This window comes from Corynebacterium sp. MSK047, assembly GCF_030232285.1.
GTDB classification, from domain to species: Bacteria; Actinomycetota; Actinomycetes; order Mycobacteriales; family Mycobacteriaceae; genus Corynebacterium; species Corynebacterium jeikeium_D.
On record NZ_JASPJI010000031.1, the window covers coordinates 1 to 18,301 of the forward strand.

Sequence of the window (18,301 nt, forward strand, 5' to 3'; positions counted from 1 at the left end):
GCTATTCTTTGGTGATTTGTGGTGTGTGGTCTGGGGTTATGGTGGCATGCGGACACACTTTTCTTTACTTAACCCTCGCAGGTGCTCGCTGAATTCCATGGAAGCTGAGACATGAAGTCTCATAGCGACTACCGTTTTCCTACAAAACGTTTGTGTGTAAACAAACCTATGGTTTTCAAATATAGGTTTGTGCTGGAGCGGTAGGAGGGTGCCGTAAACATGGGTTACGTGAAGAAGGCCAGGTTTGCTGGGATTTTGAGTGTCGGCCTCTTTGTTGCTGGTGGTACAGGCGTCGCCATGGCTCAAAATGGACTGTCCGCTAACCTTGCTCTGTCTGGCACCGTGATGACACTGACCGTGGACGAATTGGTAGGAGACTCCTCAAGCCTTTTCGTTGGCGCTGAGAAGGCAGGGGAGTCGGAAAAAGGTGTGTCCAAGCTGCGCTTTGGTAAGGCATCCGGCACCGATGTGTGCCTTTCTGCACCAATAAAGAACATACCTGGCGTAGGTGAAGCCACATTCAAATTGCTTGTTCCCGGGAAGAGCTTGTCTGCGGATAATCTACTCGTAGGTGCAAAGGATATTAATGGGGCCATAACCATGAGCCATCCGCAGATCGGCATTGATGCAAGCCAAGCTGACAGTAGAGCCGGTCGGGGGACTTGGGGGTTGGTAGCTACGCAGATGATCGTTCGCAATCAGCGCTTGCAAGTCACTTCGTTAGCTGCAGACTCGCTTACCATTTCGGGAGCCAAGGTCACTGTGGAATCGGGTGAAGGTCATGGATGCTAAATCATCCGCTGGGCCACAGAATAAGGCGTCGTTAAGCGTTCGGTTTAACAATTGGCGCAGAATGAGACCCTTCGGAGCAGGGCTATGCATGATTATCAGTGGGCTGGTTATGCTAACTCCTGCGTATCTGACCATTGATGTGCAGGGCATCCTCATAAGTATTTCCACACTCTCGGGTGTGTCGACACTTTTGATCGGGCTATTGCTCATCGCTGCCGGCGTTTTAACCTGGACGGGCGGAAGCTCCAGGATTCTGACGGGCACCACTGCTCTTGTACTGTCCATTGTCGCTCTTCCGACATCGAATTTTGGTGGATTTGTACTCGGCACAGTTCTGGGGCTGATTGGGGGAGCTTTAGCTCTGTCATGGTACCCGGATTATGAGATGGAAACTGGCGACGAGGGGGACCAGAAAGACGTAGAAACTCCTAGTAGGCCGAAGGGGAAGCAGTTTCTCGTAAGCACTATTTTGGCTGTGGGAGGCGTTCTTATGGGCATGTTAGCTCCAGCTCCGCACGCTTCTGCAGCTCCTGGCTTCGCGCCACTACCGATTCCCGGGATTGCCAACTTTAATCAGCTGCCAACTCTGCCTGAAATACAGCTGCCTCCAGGGAACTCGATTACAGATTCGCCATTACCAAGCGGTGTCTCGAATTCTCTAGTCGACGAAGCGGATGGAATTTCCCTGCGGGAAGCTCCGACGCCACAACCCGGTGAACTAGGGCTTTCGGATACCCTCGAGATGATTACAGCCGATTCTGTTCGACTTATCGGAAACGTTCACTTTTCGCTTGTCGACCTGACTATGCCGGCAGGTGATAGCGTGCAGGCAATTAGATTGGACGCGAATCGAGTGGAATTGAATAATCTGGGGTTGAGCATCCCCGGCGGCGGTGTGCAATTAGCGACGGGTCCCGGGAGCGCCTCAATCTTGGATGGCAACTTCCATATCATTGTGCGGAAAATGACTGTAAGTCCTGAGGTGGCTGGATTGAAAGGCCCGTCCATTTCCCTCGATTACCAGAGTCTCCAGGACAAAGATGTGCGTTCGGTTATGAGTGAGGCTCTTGGGCTACCCGACTGGGCTACTAGTCAATTAGTGCTACATGACGTGATCTTAGAGACATACGTTGTTCGTTCCGACGCGCTCGAGCTACCGTCGACAACCCAGATTTCAAACTCGTAATCACAATCTAGCCGGCTTGTGCCATACGCCGGTCAGATTGCAGCACTCGCTTGAGCTCGGTGATGAAGACATCGTCGGATGTAGCTTCGTATTCGCACACCACTGCCTCAAGTAGTCCCGCAAGCCGTTTCGTGATGAGGTCTGCCGATTCCGTAGTTTTCTTGTCGTTGGCTCGCTGTTGTAGCCAATCACGTACCTCGTACTCGGCAGCTGCTATCCATGCTCTAAGGGCCCGACGACCCAACGGAGTTTCTTCGATGGGATAGATACGCCGAGAGATTTCGGCAGCCACGGCATCGCGCATCCCCTCTGCAATTGAGCCCTGGCCCTGATTGTCCAATAGCAAAATGACATCAGAGCGAAACATATCAGCGATGCGCAGAAACTCCCTGATGCCAGCGATCAGCTCCAGCCACTGATTGTCGAATCCGAAACCTGAAAACATTCGAGTTTGGAATGCTGTAGCAATCCGACCAATAATGCAGGCGCGGAGATCCTCGAGCCCTCGAAATATTCGATAGAAGGTCGCGCGGGAAACTCCGGCTTTTCCAATCACGTCGTCAACTGTGAAATCCGTCGGTTGGCCGGAGACATAAAGATCAGCAGCGGCGTCGAGAATTTCTTCGCGTCGCTGCTGCGCTGATAAACGACGGCGTGGAGGACTACCACCGCCGTCGTCTTCCTGAAATGAATTAATAGAGTCTCGTCTGCGCTTACCCATCACAGAGCCAAGGATAACGGCGCGTGTGAGAAATGGTCCGTAATTCCCGCTACTTGTCGTTCCAATGCTTGCCAACGGTAGCTAGAGTGCCTCGAGGATTTGGCTTTTCTCCAATAGAGACAGCGCCGATGACAATGCCATCCCGAACCACCGCTGATTCGAATGTCCCGGATAGTGGTGAGGTGGCCACGTGTTCTACGCCGGAGGATACGTCTCCGACGGTGGTGACGCGGAGACCTGCTTGCATGCTCCAGCGGCGGGAAACAGGGAGCTCGAAGGAGGGGGAATTCTTCATTTCTCCAGCATCCACGAGGATGCCCGTAGCACTACGTATGCCCGACGCGCGGGCAGATGCTAGATCCTCGTCCCGACGATGGTCATTGCCGATACGTAAAGTAGTGCAGTCGCCTGCCGCATATATCCCAGGTCTGGATGTACGGCCGAGAGCATCGACGACGATTCCATCCATTACTTCGATACCGAGGCTGTTCGCCAATTCGGTATTAGGAGTAATGCCGATGGATACTACGACGGTATCGGTGCTAGCCAATGCGGCGGAGGTTCCCAAAGCAAAGTGAGTGCCACGGCTTTCGTGGATGTGGCGGAGCCACTTTGCGGCTTGACCGGGTAAGAATCGTTGCATTACCTCTGGTGCTATATCGTGGACTACTACCTCGTGGCCGAGGGTCGTCAATGCGCTAGCCGTCTCCATGCCGAGTACCCCTGCGCCGAGGACGTGGACTGTGCGCGCGCCACCGGAAAGATGCTCTCGTAGACGTTGCGAATCTCTATATGTGCGAAGCACGAATCCATTCTCGAACGCTGGGAGTGACTTAGGCGTGCCGCCGGTTGCGAGGACTGTAGGTCCTTCTATGTGCTGGCCATCATTGAAACGAATGAGCCTGCCGTCCTTGACTTTGATCGTCTCACCTTGGTGTAAGGTAACTGACTCAGGTAGTGCGCCTAGCGCAAAATCAACAGGTGTGGCCTCACTGGTCAGAAACGCCTTAGAAACCTGTACTCGGTTGTAAGGGGTCTGTGGCTCTTGGCCATAGAGGTCAACTGACCACCCAGCTCGTCCGAGTTGGCGAGCTGCTGCCCAACCAGCAGGGCCCGCCCCAATTACGTTTGCGTGATTCAAGGGGAAACCTCAACCATTTCGAAGTCAGACTTCGAAGCCCCACAGTCGGGACAGGACCAGTCGTCAGGAATATCCTCCCAGCGAGTGCCAGGAGCAATTCCTTCCTCTGGCCAGCCTTCAGCTTCGTTGTAGATGAAGCCGCACTGGAGACATTCGTAGGTTTTGTATGGCATTGTGAACCTTTCGGATAGCGAAGTGGACTGGGGGAGAGATAGCGGGCAAATTCGCGCGGTACAAACGCTTAGTGTGGCCGCTGAACCTCCCTGTTATGCCTGGTGTCGTGCGGCAATAGCCTTCTCTAACTTTGGTAGTTTGGACGGCATGACGTTGATTCGTTCGACATCTCCTTCCGAAAGGTCAATTACACGGTTGTCCATGATCGCTCGCCACAGCGGTGGAAGCATTGCGACCGCGATCATGGCGGCATAACCCGAGGGAAGATTGCCCGCCTCGTCGAATGAGCGAAGGATCTGGTACCTACGAGTCGGATTAGCATGGTGGTCCGAATGGCGCTGCAGATGGTACAAGAAAACATTTGTCACGATGTGATCAGCGTTCCATGAATGGCGAGGTTGGCACCGTTCGTAGCGACCATTCGGTAGCTTCTTTCGGCGTAGGCCGTAATGCTCGATGTAATTGACCGTCTCCAGGTAAAGAATGCCAATGAGCGCCTGCATAATCAGGTACGGGGTAATTTGCACTCCGAATACTGCGATAAGTGTTCCGAACAAAACGATTGTGATGGCCCAGGCATTGAGAACGTCATTATCTGGGTTCCAGAAGCTGCGCTTTTGCCTTTCAGCGCGCTTTTTCTCAAGTGCGATGGAGTGAAGAAGGCTGCCCCAGCCACTTCGGAGCACGAAGGTGTAAACGGTTTCGCCCCAACGTGCTGACGCGGGATCTTCTGGGGTCGCGACGCGAACGTGGTGCCCACGGTTGTGCTCTACATAGAAGTGACCGTAAGCCGCGGGTGCCAGGGTAATTTTCGACAACCAGCGCTCGAGCTTGTCTTTCTTGTGTCCAAGCTCATGGGCTGTATTGATGCCAATGCCCGAAGCGACTCCGGCGGTGAGTGCCAATCCTATGCAGTCCCACACGGAAAGGTCTCCGCGGCCCCATAGATACGCTGCCGCAATGAGAGAGCCATATTGTAGAGGGACGTAAGCGTAGAGCACCCACTGGTAGTACTTGTCCGCCTCAAGTCGAGCCATGATTTCGTCAGGTGGATTGGAGCCATCGTTGCCGACAAAGTAGTCAAATAGCGGAATGATGATGAACACCACAATAGGGCCGCCCCACCAAACCCAGTCAGCGCCAAGCCCGGTGAACCAGATACTGAGAATCGAGTGGATGCCCCATGCAATAAGTACCGCTGCAGCAGGAATCAACCCCAGAAACCAAAGATAGCGTTTCGGGTCTTTCCATGAGTATGGACTTACCTGGGAATTGAGCTGGGGGTCGGCTGCCACTCGGCGCAACCCCATGGCCTCAGTTCGCGACCGTCGGCGGGACGCATCGATGTGTGAAGTCAATGTTCTGCTCCTGTCTATGTGGAGACACCGCGCAGGCAAAGTGAACCAACCACGGCGATAGAGGGCTATGAGACGCAATGTCTCATAAGGGGATTTTCTATGACAGGGGTCAAATTGTCAATAGGTTTTGACAACAAAAGTTGAAAATCATGGCCTCACCGGGAACTTTCATCCTCGATGCTACGACTAGTAATTGAACCACTTCGATGCTTCATCCCTCCCTATGGGTTTTATTGGCGTAAGCTTAGGAGTGGTTTGTAATGAACTGGATTCTGACCATGAGATAAATGGGGAGCGGTAGATTCTGTGAATTCTTCACGCAGTCGTTGGGGAAGGTCGAGCGCTGTTAAATCGAGTGTCGCCACGCTTGCCGTATCTGTAGCTATCTCGATTTTTGCCGCTTCACCTGCGGTAGCTCACGACGCGGTGATGTCATCAACGCCAGGCGACAAGCAGGTTCTCGATGAATTTCCGCACCACGTTTCTCTCAAGTTCTCCGGCAACCCCAAGAACAATTTCAACACCGTTGCAATTAGTGATGCGGATGCCAAGGAAGTCCTGTACTCCCACGAGCCAGAGGTAGTGGGTAATGAGGTCTCTTTGGATATCCCTGAGGATATTAATCCAGGCCCTGGTAACTACATCATTGGTTTCCAGATCACGTCCTCGGATGGCCACTCCACTCGGGGTAAGACCTCTTTCTCAGTGGCTGATCCGGATGCTGCTGGCGCAGCCGAAGCCGGGGCAGAATCTCGTCAGACCGGTGCGCACGCCGAGGAAACGAAGTCAATACCGCTATGGGCTTATGGCCTCGGTGGTGGACTCATCGTCATCATCGCCGCTGTCGTCATCGTTATTAATCGAAAGGCAAAATAGACACATGAAGCTCAATCGCACTGCAACTGCACTGATCGCTGGTTCCGCAGCCCTGACCCTTGCTCTGGCAGGTTGCTCGTCCGACGATAACACTGCTGCTGAGGTGACTGAGTCCGCAACCTCCGCTGCGACCGAGGCTACTTCTGAGATGGAGAAGAGTGATGCTGCTGTGCAGCTGGCCGATGCCTACATCAAGGAAAAGCCGGCTGACAAGGGCATGACCGCCATCTTCGGTACGCTGACCAACAACACCGATAAGGACATCAAGGTTTCCTCCTTCAAGCTTGAGGGGCTGAAGGAAGGCACGAAGTTCGAGCAGCACGATACCAAGGACGGCAAGATGTTCGAGGTGCCGGAAGGTTTGACGATTCCTGCTAATGGCGAACTCGTTCTCGAACCGGGTAGCACTCACTTCATGATCATGAACAATGATGAAGCTATGGATGTGGGAGCTGAGTACAAGCTCGTCATTGAGCTTTCCGACGGCTCTAGCATTACCCAGGACGTTGAGGTTCGTGTCCAGCCAGCAGGTGAAGAGGACTACGGTAATGACGGTGACCTGAACAACCCAGAGCACATGGGTGGCGGTGAGATGGATCACTCGGGCCACTAACTTTTGTGACAAGTTGATCAAGCAATCGTTCGTCGTAAAGCGGGCGTGAGCTCAGGTACGTCGAGGAATTGACTAGCTGAATCTAATGGTGGCAGAAGCGCTGGAGTTGGCAGGTTATTGCAGCATATGCAACGAACTCCGGCGCTTTTCTTTTTCCGAAAAAGGTTTTCGATACGGTCGAATTGGATAGGCCAGTGGTTGCGTTGAAGCTATTGAAAAGTTGGCGGATTCCCAGCCATCTCATGTGCTCCAGTTCGAAGTAATCAGAAAGGTAAGAGTGCACAACATGTCCGAAGGCTTTTCCAGAAGACGTTTTCTTGGCGGGCTCGGCACCGCCGCAGGAGCCTCAGCGCTCGCCCTGGGGGCGCCGGAAGCCCAGGCGATTGGGTTGGAACGTCCACAGGAAGAGCCGCCGAAACCGCCTTTGCAGACAGCAACCGTACCTTTTGATGGCGCTCACCAGGCGGGGATTGCGACGCCCGCACAGGCGAATCTATGGCTAATAGCCTTCAACGTGAAGAAGGGGGTAGATCGCAATCGCCTTCAAAACCTCATGCGTGCCTGGACGGATGATGCCCGCCGAATGACAGCCGGCAAGGCTACTCGAACGGATTTGGAACCCGAGCTCATGGGGAGTCCGGCCAATCTGACTATCACAGTTGGATATGGGGAAAACTTCTTCACAATCATCGATAGGGAAGACCAGAAGCCGGAGTGGCTGGGGGATCTGCCAAAATACGTTAACGATGAGCTTCGCCCGGAGTGGAACGGCGGAGACCTGTGCCTGCAGATTTGTGCGGACGACCCGGTAATGGTCTCTCATGCGGCACGAATGATGATCCGAAATGCGGGTTCCTATTTGGATGTCCACTGGGTGCAAGCTGGTTTCCAGCACGCCAATGGTTCTAGGCAGGAAGGCGAAACCCCGCGTAATCTCTTCGGTCAGAAGGACGGTACGGTCAACCCGCGCACTCGTGAAGAATTCGACAAGCAAGTGTGGATTGATAGTGGCCCGGACTGGTTGCGGGGCGGTACAGCGATGGTTGTCCGCCGTATTGAAATGGATATTCCAGGCTGGGATGTCTTGGACCGCGAAAGCCGCACTGTTATTACCGGCCGAGATATCGGCACCGGTGCGCCAATTGGCGGTAAGGACGAGTTTGAGACCGTCGACCTGGCGAAGACTGATGAATATGGTCTGCCTCTGACGGATCCGAACAGCCATGTTGCACTGTCAATGCCTCCGAAGGAGAAACCTAATCAAAGGATTCTGCGACGGGTCTACAACTATGACCTGCCACCGGAACCGAATGGTCGATTCGAGACCAACACCGGCCTGGTATTCATTTGTTTCCAGAAGGACCCGTTGGAGCAGTTCAATCCGATTCAGGAGCGGCTGTCCAAGAACGACCGTCTCAATCAGTGGATTTTCCACATTGGATCCGCCGTGTTTGTTATGCCACGAGGAACTTCTGAGGAGGAGTACTGGGCCCAGGACCTTTTCGAGGCCTGAGTTTTGACCGTGCGGTAAAGTGTGTGAACGACTGACGAAGGTCACCAGGTATGTGATTTTCGAAGACACTTTGAAAAGGAGTACACGCACGCCGTGTCAGAAGAATTTGCAACCCCAGCACCGTTTTCCGTGCCCGCAGGAGTTTCTGCGGGCGAGGCGATGAGAGACCTGGGTTTCCCGAACAAGGGCGTTGACGCCATCGTTTGTGTCCGCGACCCTGAAGGCAATTTGAAGGATCTGTCCTTTAAGCCAGAAGTGGAAACCGTCTTCGAGCCCGTTCCGGCGAATACTCCGGACGGTCGCGATGTCATCCGCCACTCTGCGACTCACGTGATGGCTCAGGCCGTGCAGTTGGAGTTCCCTGGGACGAAGCTGGGCATTGGCCCTGCCATCGACAATGGTTTCTACTACGACTTCCGTGTCGATGAGCCTTTCTCGCCGGAGGATCTCAAGCGCATCGAAAAGCGTATGAAGAAGATCATCAAGTCTGGTCAGCGATTCGAGCGCTTCGCGTTCGAGTCTGCCGATCAGGCGCAGGAAGCGCTTGCCGACGAGCCGTATAAGCTCGAGCTGATTGTTGAAAAGTCGGCCGGCAAGGTGTCCGAAGATGATGAGGCCAATGTCGACGTCGGTGGTGCAGGCACGACCTTGACCGGCTACCGCAACGTCAATCCGCGTACCGGTGAGACCGAGTGGTTTGATCTTTGCCGCGGCCCGCACGTGCCGACCACTCGCTACATCCCTGCTTTTAAGATCACGCGCTCTTCCGCTGCGTATTGGCGTGGTGACCAGTCTCGCGATAACTTGCAGCGTGTTTACGGCACTGCGTGGGAGTCCAAGGAAGCGCTAGATGAGTACCTTGACCGCATGCTCGAGGCTGAAAAGCGCGATCATCGCCGTTTGGGCTCCGAGCTGGATCTGTTCAGCTTCCCAGATGAGATTGGTTCCGGTTTCCCGGTGTTCCATGTCAAGGGTGGCATCATCCGCAACGAGATGGAGCAGCACTCCCGTCGCCGTCATATCGAAGCGGGCTATGACTTTGTGAACACCCCGCACGTAACTAAGGGCGACTTGTTCAAGAAGTCCGGTCACCTGGACTTCTACGCGGATGGAATGTTCCCGCCGATGCAGCTCGACGGCGAATATGACGAACATGGCAACTGCACCAAAGCTCCGCAGGACTACTACGTCAAGCCGATGAACTGCCCGATGCACAACCTCATTTTCGCATCGCGTGGTCGCAGCTACCGTGAACTTCCGATTCGTATGTTCGAGTTCGGCACCGTCTACCGCTACGAGAAATCAGGTGTTGTCCACGGACTCACCCGAGCCCGTGGCTTTACGCAGGACGACGCCCACATCTACTGCACCGAGGATCAGCTGGAAGAAGAGCTCACTAATGTCCTCGACTTCATCATTTCGCTTCTTCGTGACTACGGCCTGGATGACTTCTACCTGGAGCTGTCTACGAAGGACGAAAAGAAGTTCGTCGGCTTGGATGAAATTTGGGAGAAGTCCACAGCTATTCTCCAGCGCGTTGCCGATGCTTCTGGCCTCGAGCTCGTTCCTGATCCGGGCGGAGCCGCTTTCTATGGTCCGAAGATTTCCGTCCAAGCCCGCGATGCCATCGGCCGTACTTGGCAGATGTCGACGGTACAGCTCGACTTCAACCTGCCGGAGCGCTTCGAGCTCGAGTACACCGCACCTGACGGAACCAAGAAGCGCCCGATTATGATTCACCGTGCGCTTTTCGGCTCCATCGAACGTTTCTTTGGCGTCCTATTGGAGCACTACGCAGGTGCTTTCCCGGCTTGGCTGGCTCCGGAACAGGTTGTTGGTATTCCGGTTGCGGATGACTGTATCCCACACCTGGAGGACTTTGCTGCACAGCTGAAGTCTCGTGGCATCCGCGTCCACGTGGATACGTCCGATGACCGCATGCAGAAGAAGATTCGCAACCACACCCAGGCCAAGGTTCCGTTCATGATTCTGGCTGGTGCCCGCGACATTGAGGCAGGTGCCGTCAGCTTCCGGTTCCTCGATGGCACCCAGATTAACGGGGTGGCAGTTGAGAAGGCTGTGGACATCATCTGTGATTGGGTTGCTTCGCGGAATAACGAACAGCCGAACAAGGAGAATGTCTCTGCTCTCTAGAGGTCGTTAACGCTCTCTAATTCGACCGCGTTGTTTTAACTGGTGAACCACGCGTGGTAATCCAAAGAAGTTAACCGCGAGGTCGTAAACTACAGCAGAGAAATATATGTGGTCGGGGCTCGAATGGGTCCCGGCCACGCAACGAAGGGGATGGCAGTGAATCAGTCGGGAAGTGAAGAGTTGCCTCCGCAGCAGCAGGGCAATGCCGGCCAGCAGGAATCGTCTGATGGCGTATACGTCGACAGCGGTTATGGCGAACCGGATCGGCTCACGCGCTTATGGGCACCGTACCGGCTGGACTACATCGTCAAGCGTGGTGTGCATAACTCCCAGCCATCCCGTAATCCCTTCGTTGATTTGCCGAAGCAAAGCGATGAGGAAGCACTCATCATCGCTCGCGGCGAGTGGGTGTACGCCGTTTTGAATCTGTTCCCGTACAACCCAGGGCACCTGATGGTGGTTCCATATCGCGAAGTCGCCAACCTTGAGGACTTGACTGACGAAGAAACGGCCGAGATGATGCGATTTGCCAAGCATGCGGTTCGTACTCTCAAATCGGTTTCGCGCCCGCACGCCGTCAATGTAGGTTTCAACTTGGGCAAGGCCTCCGGCGGTTCGGTCGCTGATCACCTGCATATGCACGTCGTACCGCGCTGGTCGGGTGACAGCAATTTTATGACCGTGATCGATGGCACCAAGGTGTTACCGCAGGCTCTTCGTCAGACTCGCGAATTGCTTGCCGACGGCTGGCGTGCCCTCAATCAGGAGGATGGGGCGGCATGCTAAGCGTCCGTGGCAGGGCTCCAATCCGCCCAGTAGTTGAACCGATAGCCGCTGCGCTTTTGCGGGTTGGCATTAGCCCGAACACGGTCACCCTGGTGGGAACTGCAGTTTCCGTTTTGCTTGCGGTAATCCTGATTCCTACCAACCATCTTTTCGCAGCTGCGGTGTCAATCGCTATTTTCACAGCTTTTGACCTGCTCGATGGCACGATGGCCAGACTTCGAGGGCAGGGAACAAAATACGGAGCAACGCTGGATGCTTCCTGTGACCGCATTACGGACGCTGCACTGTTTGGGGCGATAGCGTATTGGGTGGTGTATCACCATGACGCGGAATCAGTGCTGCTTATTCTGACATTGATCACTATGGGATCGTCCCAGGTCATTTCCTACGTTAAGGCTCGGGCAGAAGCCAGCGGCCTCAAGGTCAACGGTGGACTCGTCGAACGTGCGGAGCGCCTGATTATCGGTCTAATCGGCATCGGGCTCCAGGGGCTTGGCGTGGATTATGCCCTCTACGTCGCAATGTGGCTCCTGGCGATTGGGTCGGTATTCACAGTCGTCCAGCGCTTGTACATGGTGGCTAAGCAGCCAGGGGCGTTGGATCCGATCGCCCCGCCAGAAGGCGCAGCTGATAGTTCATCTATCACCCCTGACTCTGCTACGAAGTCCACGGGTCCGGCTGATTCCAACAACTAAAGGAGGATACGATGACTAGTTTCTTCCTGCCTCGCTCGAAAGATGATTTCGTTGCGCTCGGCTATATGGCCGGGTGGAAGATTTTTGGTCTGCTGCCGGAACGAGTGGCCTACCGTATCGGCAACATAGCCGCCGATCGGGTAGCAGCAAATCCCGAGTCTACCCGCCAGCTTCGCAAGAACCTGGCTCGCGTTATGGGCTGTCCGCCTGAGGAAGTGCCGCAAGGGCTGATTCGGGCTTCCATGCGTTCCTATCTACGCTATTGGGTGGAGGCATTCCGGTTGCCCTCCATCGCGTCGCCAGAGTTGGCAGACACGGTCGAATCCACCAGCGATGGACTCGAACGAGTTGCTGAGGCCCTCGAGGCAGGAGATTCCATCGTCATCCCACTGCCGCATTCTGGTAACTGGGATATGGCAGGTATGTGGCTCGTTTCCCGCCATGGCCGGTTCAGTACCGTGGCGGAACGGCTGAAGCCAGAGGTGCTTTACGACGCTTTCGTGGAGTACCGCGAATCCCTCGGATTCCACATTCTCCCGCTTACCGGTGGCAAACCCGCAATGCCGGAACTGCAGAAGCGATTGGAAGACGGTGGCGTTGTGTGCCTGCTGTCTGATCGTGACTTCGGCGGCCACGGGGTCCCGGTCACTTTTTTCGGTGAGCAGACGACAATGCCGGTCGGCGCAGCAAAGCTGGCACTGGACACGGGCGCTCGGCTTATGCCCGCGGGGCTGTCTTACACGCGCGATGGTTGGCGTTTTGTAGCACATCCATTTGTGCCGACCGAGGGGCGCGAGCTGGCCGATATCGTCCAGGACATCGCTACTGTTTTTGAATTTGATATTGCTCAGCATCCAGCGGATTGGCACATGATGCAGCCACTGTGGCCAGCGGATAAGAAGAGGTCAAAGTAGCCGTGCGAATCGGAATGGTGTGCCCGTACTCGTTCGATGTCCCAGGTGGGGTTCAAGCTCACGCGATTGACTTGTGCGAGGAGTTCATCCGTCGCGGCCACGAGGTCAGCCTTATCGGCCCGGCGAGCGCGCAGGCGGACGTTCCGGATTTCGTTGTTCGAGGTGGTGCCGCCATCCCGATTCCGTATAACGGCTCGGTCGCTCGGCTGTCTTTTGGCCCCCGCACGAGCCGTCGAGTCCGCACATGGATTGAGGAAGGTAGCTTTGACATTCTTCATATTCATGAGCCGAATTCGCCCAGTTTTTCAATGTTGTCGTTAGTAAACTCGGTCGGGCCAATTGTCGCGACCTATCACTCTGCGGCGACGGACTCCCTGGCATTGAAGCTGGCCACGCCATTTTTGCGGAAGTACCTTGAACGCATTCGGGGAGGTATCGCTGTCTCGGAAGTGGCACGTCGCTGGCAGGTTGAGCAACTTGGCGGTGACCCGGTACTCATTCCCAATGGTGTCCGTGTTGGAGATTTCGAGTCCTGCCCGGCCGCCTCTTCGCTGCCCGAGATCCCGCCGCGGCGTGAGGGGTTCTATCGGCTTGTGTTCCTCGGACGCTTCGACGAATCCCGCAAGGGCTTTGACGTTCTGCTCGACGCGTTGCCAGCAATACGTGCGGAGATTCCACAGCTTGAGGTCTGTGTTGTTGGTGATGGTGATGTCGCGGCAGCTCGTCGTAAAGCGGGCAAAAACGCAGATGTCCTGCATTTCGTCGGCAGACTGTCGGAGGATGCTAAGGCGTCAATCCTCGCCGATGCGGATGCGTACATTGCCCCGCAGCGTGGTGGGGAGAGTTTCGGCATCGTGCTGGTAGAGGCGATGGCGGCGGGTGCGCCGGTGATCTCCAGCGACATCGATGCGTTCAAACTCGTGCTTGACGACGGCTATTACGGGCTTCACTTTGAAAACGGTAACTCCGCAGACCTTGCGGATGCAGTCGTACGCCTTTTGACGCAGCCAAAGTTGGGGGAGGAGCTTCGCGCACTCGGGCATAAACGGGCTTGGGAGTATGACTGGTCGCAGGTCGCCGACGGCGTTCTGCGTGTGTACGATACGGTGCGCATGGATGGCGAAAAAGTCGTCATTGCGCCATAGAGATTTCCGTCGTGGCAGCTGATTAAACGCAGCGGAGTGAAAGTGGGTTTTCGGTGGACGTAACCGTTCCAATCTGGGTCGTTGTCCTAGTCATTGCGCTGATTGTCGTACTCGTTAGCGGTTTGGTGGCTTCATCGACAGCGACGCGTTTGAACCGTATGCACATTCGCACGGACTTGGCGCGTTCTTCACTGGAAGCGGCGTTGGGGCGAAGGGCTGCAGTCGCTCGAGCCGCCTACCCGGAGCTCGCCGGCGTAGTGACGAAGGTGGAAGCCACACCACTTAGAGCCAACAACACTGGGCAGCGTGCAGACGTGGAAAACGAACTGACTAGGAAAATTGTGGCGCTCTATGAGGAACAGCCCGTGGACCGGACGATGGCAATTGAGCTTTCTGATGCCCACACGCGGCTCGAGCTCGCCCGCCGTTTCTACAATGATGCGGTGACAGATACGAAAGCACTGCGAGCCAGGCCGCTAGTGCGCGCGCTGCGGCTGGCGGGCACTGCACCTGAACCGGAATATTTCGATGTTGCAGATGGACTGACAACGGCTTAATTGTGGGAAAACCCGCTGTTGTGCTGGAAGTTCACCGTGTTTTCTGACTCAATGAACAGCACTGTCTAGTTCAGGCGTTATAGTGTTAAACGACTACAAACAGTCACATTCACCAGTTTTATTAGGGAAGTAGGGTTCGTTGAGCACGGTTGAGAACAACTCCGGGCAGGGCACCGCACGCGTGAAGCGCGGTTTCGCTGAGATGATGAAGGGCGGCGTCATTATGGACGTCGTTACGCCGGAGCAGGCCAAGATCGCTGAAGATGCCGGCGCAACTGCCGTGATGGCGCTGGAGCGTGTCCCCGCCGATATTCGCGCAGAGGGTGGCGTGTCGCGTATGTCCGACCCGGACATGATCGAGGGCATTATCAATGCCGTCTCCATCCCGGTTATGGCCAAGGCCCGCATCGGCCACTTTGTTGAGGCACAGGTTCTGCAGTCCCTCGGTGTTGACTTCATTGACGAGTCCGAGGTTCTGACCCCGGCCGACTACTCGAACCACATCGACAAGTTTGACTTCACCGTGCCGTTCGTCTGTGGCGCGACCAACCTGGGTGAAGCTCTGCGCCGCATCAACGAGGGCGCTGCCATGATTCGCTCCAAGGGCGAGGCCGGTACCGGTGATGTCTCCAACGCTGTGACTCACATGCGCACCATCCGCGCTGAGATTAACCGTCTGCGTTCTATGGCTCCGGACGAGCTCTACGTTGCCGCCAAGGAGCTGCAGGCACCGTACGAACTGGTACGCGAGGTCGCTGAGACCGGTAAGTTGCCAGTCGTGCTGTTCACCGCAGGTGGCATTGCAACTCCGGCTGATGCTGCAATGATGATGCAGCTCGGTGCTGAGGGTGTCTTTGTTGGTTCCGGTATCTTCAAGTCCGGTGATCCGGAGAAGCGCGCCAAGGCTATCGTCCAGGCAACCCAGCACTACGATGATCCGAAGGTCATCGCCGATGTCTCCCGCGGTCTCGGCGAAGCAATGGTCGGCATCAACGTCGACGAGATTCCGCAGCCGCACCGACTCGCTGAGCGTGGCTGGTAAAAATGGCTAACATCCGCGAGGTATTAGATCTGGAGCAGATTGACCGGGACATTTTCCGTGGCCCAGTCATTAAGTCAATCCTGCAGCGCACTTTCGGTGGCCAAGTTGCCGGCCAGTCCCTCGTCGCGGCGACGCGCACGGTGGGTAATACCTTCGCGGTGAACTCCCTCCACGCCTACTTTGTAGGCCCGGGCCGCCCCCATATCCCGACGGTGTACATGGTCAAGCGTATTCGCGATGGACGGTCTTTCTGCCACCGCTCCGTCGAAGCTGTGCAAGATGGCCGTACGATTTTCGTAATGCAGGTCAGCTTCCACCGTAAGGGGGATGAGGGACTCGAGCACTCTGACGTGATGCGCAAGGTGCCAGATCCTGAAGATGTGGTCACCGACACCTCTGAGATGACGAACACACGTCGTCTACTAATGCGCGAGTGGGCGGACTGGGATATCCGGGTAGTGCCGGATGATCAGTTCGAACACAACAAGTACACCCCGTCCCAGCAGCTGGTATGGTTCCGGTGCAAGGATCGCCTGCCGGATAACGAGACCTTCCACGTCTGCACGCTGGCGTACATGTCGGATATGACTTTGCTGTCATCGGCACTCGTTCCGCATCCAGGCGTTGAGGTCCAGGAAGCCAGCCTCGACCACGCGATGTGGTTTATGCGTCCGTTCCGTGCGGATGAATGGCTGCTCTACGACCAGATTTCGCCATCGGCGCACGCGGGTCGCGCATTGACTCACGGTCGCATCTTTAACCAAAAGGGCGAGCTCGTGGCCGTCGTCACGCAGGAAGGGCTGACCCGAAGCCTGGCCCCGGGTGTCGAGCCCGTGCCAGTGGCGACGAACTTCGATGCTCGCAGTGAGAACCTAGATTAATGACACAGGAAACAATCGGTATCCTCGCTCTTCAGGGCAACGTTGCCGAACACGGATATGTGCTTGACCAGCTCGGCGTCCCGCACCGAAAGGTGCGCTTGCCCCGTGATCTGGAAGGGCTTAGCGGCCTAATTTTGCCCGGCGGCGAGTCCACAACCATGAGCAAGCTGATGGTCTTCAATGAGCTTGAAGACCCGCTGCGGGAAGCCCTCCGCGATGGCCTTCCGGCATATGGCACCTGCGCAGGCATGATTTTGCTTGCCGACGAAGTGCTCGATACCCGTCCGGATGCCGTTAGCCTGGGAGCGATTGACATCACGGTCCGTCGTAACGCATTTGGCCGGCAAGTGGATTCCTTCGAAACTGACTTGGATATTCCGCAGCTAGCGATCAGCGGTGACCAGCCGCCTGTACACGCCGCCTTTATTCGCGCACCGTGGGTCGAGCGTGTCGGTGATGATGTTGAGGTGCTAGCGCGGGTGCCAGAATCGGCTGGAGAGACCGCAGGTACAGTGGTCGGAGTACGGCAGGGGGCTGCGATGGCCACCAGCTTTCACCCGGAGTCGACGGGGGAGACGCGGCTCCACGAGTTCTTTTTGCGAGAGCTTGTCGGAATTTAAATCCCCGGTTTGTATAATGAACACCTGACGAATTCCCATCTACATGGGTATTGACGAGAGGATTGGTAGGAACTAGCACATGGCGGGTCATTCAAAATGGGCAACCACAAAGCACAAGAAGGCTGCTAATGACGCCAAGCGCGCCAAAGAGTGGGCAAAGATGATCAAGAACATCGAGGTCGCGGCTCGTACCGGCGGCGGTGATCCTGCTGGCAACCCTACCCTCGATGACATGATCAAGAAGGCCAAGAAGGCCTCGGTTCCCAACGACAACATTGAGCGTGCCCGCAAGCGTGGTTCCGGCGAGGAGTCCGGCGGTGCTGACTGGGAGACCATTGTCTACGAAGGTTACGCACCTGGTGGTGTCGCTTTGATTGTGGAGTGCCTGACTGATAACCGTAACCGTGCTGCTTCCGATGTGCGCTCGGCGTTCAACAAGAACAACGGCAACATGGCGGACAACGGCGCCGTGGCTTACCTGTTCGAAAAGAAGGGTGTCGTCGAGCTGCCGAAGGGCGAACTGACCGAGGATGACCTGCTTATGGCGGTTCTCGATGCTGGTGCAGAGGAGGTCAACGACCTGGGCGAAAAGTTTGAGGTTGTCTCCGCCTTTACCGATCTGATGAATGTCCGCACCGCTCTTGTCGATGCCGAAATGGAGTACGACTCCGCAGATCAGGACTACCGCGCTTCTACCACGGTGGCTCTCGATGCTGACGGTGCACGCAAGCTCTTCCGTCTGATTGACGCTCTCGAAGAGTCCGACGACGTGCAGAACGTCTACTCGAACGCCGAGATCAGCGACGAGGTTATCGCCGAACTCGACGACTAGGCGTTTGCTTGGCGACGGTTCCGCTGACTGGCTTCCCGGCATTAAAGGGTGCAGGGTAGCCCGCAGCGCTGAATTGCGCGGCGAGCTGGTGTAAATGGAAGATCCCCATCGGAGAATCGTCCGATGGGGATTTTTTTTGGGGAAAAATTACGGGCTGCGCGTGTGAATACGGCTGCAAATGTGAAACTGTGCGAGTTTATGTCACTTCCAGACGATTTTTCAGGGGTAGGTTCAGGCGGTGAATGCATCACCACTTTCGACCAGGAGAAGTAGTGAAGCAAACCCGCCGAACGAAATACAG

Annotated in this window: 20 protein-coding genes; 15 read left to right on the top strand and 5 right to left on the bottom strand. The window is 55.7% G+C overall.

Annotated features, from left to right (window positions below; translation table 11 throughout):
* Positions 1–219 precede the first annotated feature (219 nt).
* Together QP981_RS10410 and QP981_RS10415 are read left to right on the top strand one after the other, a co-directional pair.
* Entirely contained in the window at positions 220–792 is a 573-nt protein-coding gene (locus tag QP981_RS10410) for a DUF6230 family protein (protein ID WP_049173023.1), read from the top strand.
* A gap of 88 nt (positions 793–880) precedes the next feature.
* A complete protein-coding gene (locus tag QP981_RS10415; RefSeq protein WP_053087330.1) occupies positions 881–1,978 on the top strand; it encodes a DUF6114 domain-containing protein in 1,098 nt (365 codons plus the stop codon).
* A gap of 7 nt (positions 1,979–1,985) precedes the next feature.
* Here QP981_RS10415 and QP981_RS10420 read toward each other — a convergent pair whose 3' ends face one another.
* From QP981_RS10420 to QP981_RS10435, 4 genes are all read right to left on the bottom strand, one after another.
* Entirely contained in the window at positions 1,986–2,699 is a 714-nt protein-coding gene (locus tag QP981_RS10420; RefSeq protein WP_049173022.1) for a TetR/AcrR family transcriptional regulator, read from the bottom strand.
* 49 nt (positions 2,700–2,748) lie between these two features.
* Positions 2,749–3,840 (bottom strand): NAD(P)/FAD-dependent oxidoreductase, encoded by a 1,092-nt coding sequence (locus tag QP981_RS10425; protein WP_049173020.1) that lies wholly within the window; start codon positions 3,838–3,840, stop codon positions 2,749–2,751.
* Complete coding sequence (locus QP981_RS10430; protein ID WP_049173018.1) at positions 3,837–4,013, bottom strand: rubredoxin; 177 nt, start codon at positions 4,011–4,013, stop codon at positions 3,837–3,839. The genes QP981_RS10425 and QP981_RS10430 overlap by 4 nt, the downstream gene beginning before the upstream one ends.
* Before the next feature lie 93 nt (positions 4,014–4,106).
* Entirely contained in the window at positions 4,107–5,324 is a 1,218-nt protein-coding gene (locus tag QP981_RS10435) for an alkane 1-monooxygenase (protein WP_049173049.1), read from the bottom strand.
* A gap of 354 nt (positions 5,325–5,678) precedes the next feature.
* Here QP981_RS10435 and QP981_RS10440 point away from each other — a divergent pair, with 354 nt between their 5' ends.
* From QP981_RS10440 to QP981_RS10500, 13 genes are all read left to right on the top strand, one after another.
* Positions 5,679–6,248 (top strand): copper resistance CopC family protein, encoded by a 570-nt coding sequence (locus tag QP981_RS10440; protein WP_150963129.1) that lies wholly within the window; start codon positions 5,679–5,681, stop codon positions 6,246–6,248.
* A 4-nt stretch (positions 6,249–6,252) separates the two neighbouring features.
* A complete protein-coding gene (locus QP981_RS10445; protein WP_284857987.1) occupies positions 6,253–6,861 on the top strand; it encodes a copper chaperone PCu(A)C in 609 nt (202 codons plus the stop codon).
* Between the two features lie 286 nt (positions 6,862–7,147).
* Positions 7,148–8,374, top strand: a complete 1,227-nt coding sequence (locus tag QP981_RS10450; RefSeq protein WP_284857986.1) for a Dyp-type peroxidase — start codon at positions 7,148–7,150, stop codon at positions 8,372–8,374.
* A gap of 159 nt (positions 8,375–8,533) precedes the next feature.
* Positions 8,534–10,528 carry a threonine--tRNA ligase gene (gene thrS, locus QP981_RS10455; protein ID WP_284857988.1) on the top strand — a complete coding sequence of 665 codons (1,995 nt, stop codon included), beginning with the start codon at positions 8,534–8,536 and terminating at the stop codon, positions 10,526–10,528.
* A gap of 150 nt (positions 10,529–10,678) precedes the next feature.
* Positions 10,679–11,314 (top strand): ATP adenylyltransferase, encoded by a 636-nt coding sequence (locus tag QP981_RS10460; RefSeq protein WP_284857985.1) that lies wholly within the window; start codon positions 10,679–10,681, stop codon positions 11,312–11,314.
* Complete coding sequence (gene pgsA / locus QP981_RS10465) at positions 11,308–12,009, top strand: phosphatidylinositol phosphate synthase (protein ID WP_284857984.1); 702 nt, start codon at positions 11,308–11,310, stop codon at positions 12,007–12,009. The genes QP981_RS10460 and pgsA overlap by 7 nt, the downstream gene beginning before the upstream one ends.
* Before the next feature lie 11 nt (positions 12,010–12,020).
* Positions 12,021–12,923: a phosphatidylinositol mannoside acyltransferase gene (locus QP981_RS10470; RefSeq protein WP_284857983.1), complete on the top strand. Its 903-nt coding sequence runs from the start codon at positions 12,021–12,023 to the stop codon at positions 12,921–12,923.
* A gap of 2 nt (positions 12,924–12,925) precedes the next feature.
* Positions 12,926–14,068, top strand: coding sequence for a glycosyltransferase family 4 protein (locus QP981_RS10475; RefSeq protein ID WP_284857982.1), 1,143 nt, complete (start codon positions 12,926–12,928; stop codon positions 14,066–14,068).
* 53 nt (positions 14,069–14,121) lie between these two features.
* Entirely contained in the window at positions 14,122–14,625 is a 504-nt protein-coding gene (locus QP981_RS10480; protein ID WP_016422677.1) for a hypothetical protein, read from the top strand.
* Positions 14,626–14,764: 139 nt separating this feature from the next.
* Positions 14,765–15,667, top strand: coding sequence for a pyridoxal 5'-phosphate synthase lyase subunit PdxS (gene pdxS, locus QP981_RS10485; protein ID WP_005511452.1), 903 nt, complete (start codon positions 14,765–14,767; stop codon positions 15,665–15,667).
* A gap of 2 nt (positions 15,668–15,669) precedes the next feature.
* The gene (locus tag QP981_RS10490) at positions 15,670–16,548 is read left to right on the top strand and encodes an acyl-CoA thioesterase (RefSeq protein WP_016422678.1); all 879 of its coding nucleotides are present in this window, start codon (positions 15,670–15,672) and stop codon (positions 16,546–16,548) included.
* Positions 16,548–17,168, top strand: a complete 621-nt coding sequence (gene pdxT / locus QP981_RS10495) for a pyridoxal 5'-phosphate synthase glutaminase subunit PdxT (RefSeq protein WP_048731318.1) — start codon at positions 16,548–16,550, stop codon at positions 17,166–17,168. The genes QP981_RS10490 and pdxT overlap by 1 nt, the downstream gene beginning before the upstream one ends.
* Positions 17,169–17,247: 79 nt before the next feature.
* A complete protein-coding gene (locus QP981_RS10500; protein WP_284857981.1) occupies positions 17,248–18,000 on the top strand; it encodes a YebC/PmpR family DNA-binding transcriptional regulator in 753 nt (250 codons plus the stop codon).
* A 41-nt stretch (positions 18,001–18,041) separates the two neighbouring features.
* Here the strand turns inward: QP981_RS10500 and QP981_RS10505 are convergent.
* Positions 18,042–18,301, bottom strand: a 260-nt coding sequence (locus QP981_RS10505; protein ID WP_284857980.1) for a hypothetical protein, incomplete at its 5' end; no start/stop codon positions are given.

What these genes read in the sequence shown, in the direction of transcription:
- QP981_RS10410 (WP_049173023.1), top strand. Translation starts at nt 220, where the DNA reads ATGGGTTACGTGAAGAAGGCCAGGTTTGCTGGGATTTTGAGTGTCGGC.
- QP981_RS10415 (WP_053087330.1), top strand. Translation starts at nt 881, where the DNA reads ATGATTATCAGTGGGCTGGTTATGCTAACTCCTGCGTATCTGACCATT.
- QP981_RS10420 (WP_049173022.1), bottom strand. Translation starts at nt 2,699, where the DNA reads ATGGGTAAGCGCAGACGAGACTCTATTAATTCATTTCAGGAAGACGAC.
- QP981_RS10430 (WP_049173018.1), bottom strand. Translation starts at nt 4,013, where the DNA reads ATGCCATACAAAACCTACGAATGTCTCCAGTGCGGCTTCATCTACAAC.
- QP981_RS10435 (WP_049173049.1), bottom strand. Translation starts at nt 5,324, where the DNA reads ATGGGGTTGCGCCGAGTGGCAGCCGACCCCCAGCTCAATTCCCAGGTA.
- QP981_RS10445 (WP_284857987.1), top strand. Translation starts at nt 6,253, where the DNA reads ATGAAGCTCAATCGCACTGCAACTGCACTGATCGCTGGTTCCGCAGCC.
- QP981_RS10450 (WP_284857986.1), top strand. Translation starts at nt 7,148, where the DNA reads ATGTCCGAAGGCTTTTCCAGAAGACGTTTTCTTGGCGGGCTCGGCACC.
- thrS (WP_284857988.1), top strand. Translation starts at nt 8,534, where the DNA reads ATGAGAGACCTGGGTTTCCCGAACAAGGGCGTTGACGCCATCGTTTGT.
- QP981_RS10460 (WP_284857985.1), top strand. Translation starts at nt 10,679, where the DNA reads ATGGCAGTGAATCAGTCGGGAAGTGAAGAGTTGCCTCCGCAGCAGCAG.
- pgsA (WP_284857984.1), top strand. Translation starts at nt 11,308, where the DNA reads ATGCTAAGCGTCCGTGGCAGGGCTCCAATCCGCCCAGTAGTTGAACCG.
- QP981_RS10470 (WP_284857983.1), top strand. Translation starts at nt 12,021, where the DNA reads ATGACTAGTTTCTTCCTGCCTCGCTCGAAAGATGATTTCGTTGCGCTC.
- QP981_RS10490 (WP_016422678.1), top strand. Translation starts at nt 15,670, where the DNA reads ATGGCTAACATCCGCGAGGTATTAGATCTGGAGCAGATTGACCGGGAC.
- pdxT (WP_048731318.1), top strand. Translation starts at nt 16,548, where the DNA reads ATGACACAGGAAACAATCGGTATCCTCGCTCTTCAGGGCAACGTTGCC.
- QP981_RS10500 (WP_284857981.1), top strand. Translation starts at nt 17,248, where the DNA reads ATGGCGGGTCATTCAAAATGGGCAACCACAAAGCACAAGAAGGCTGCT.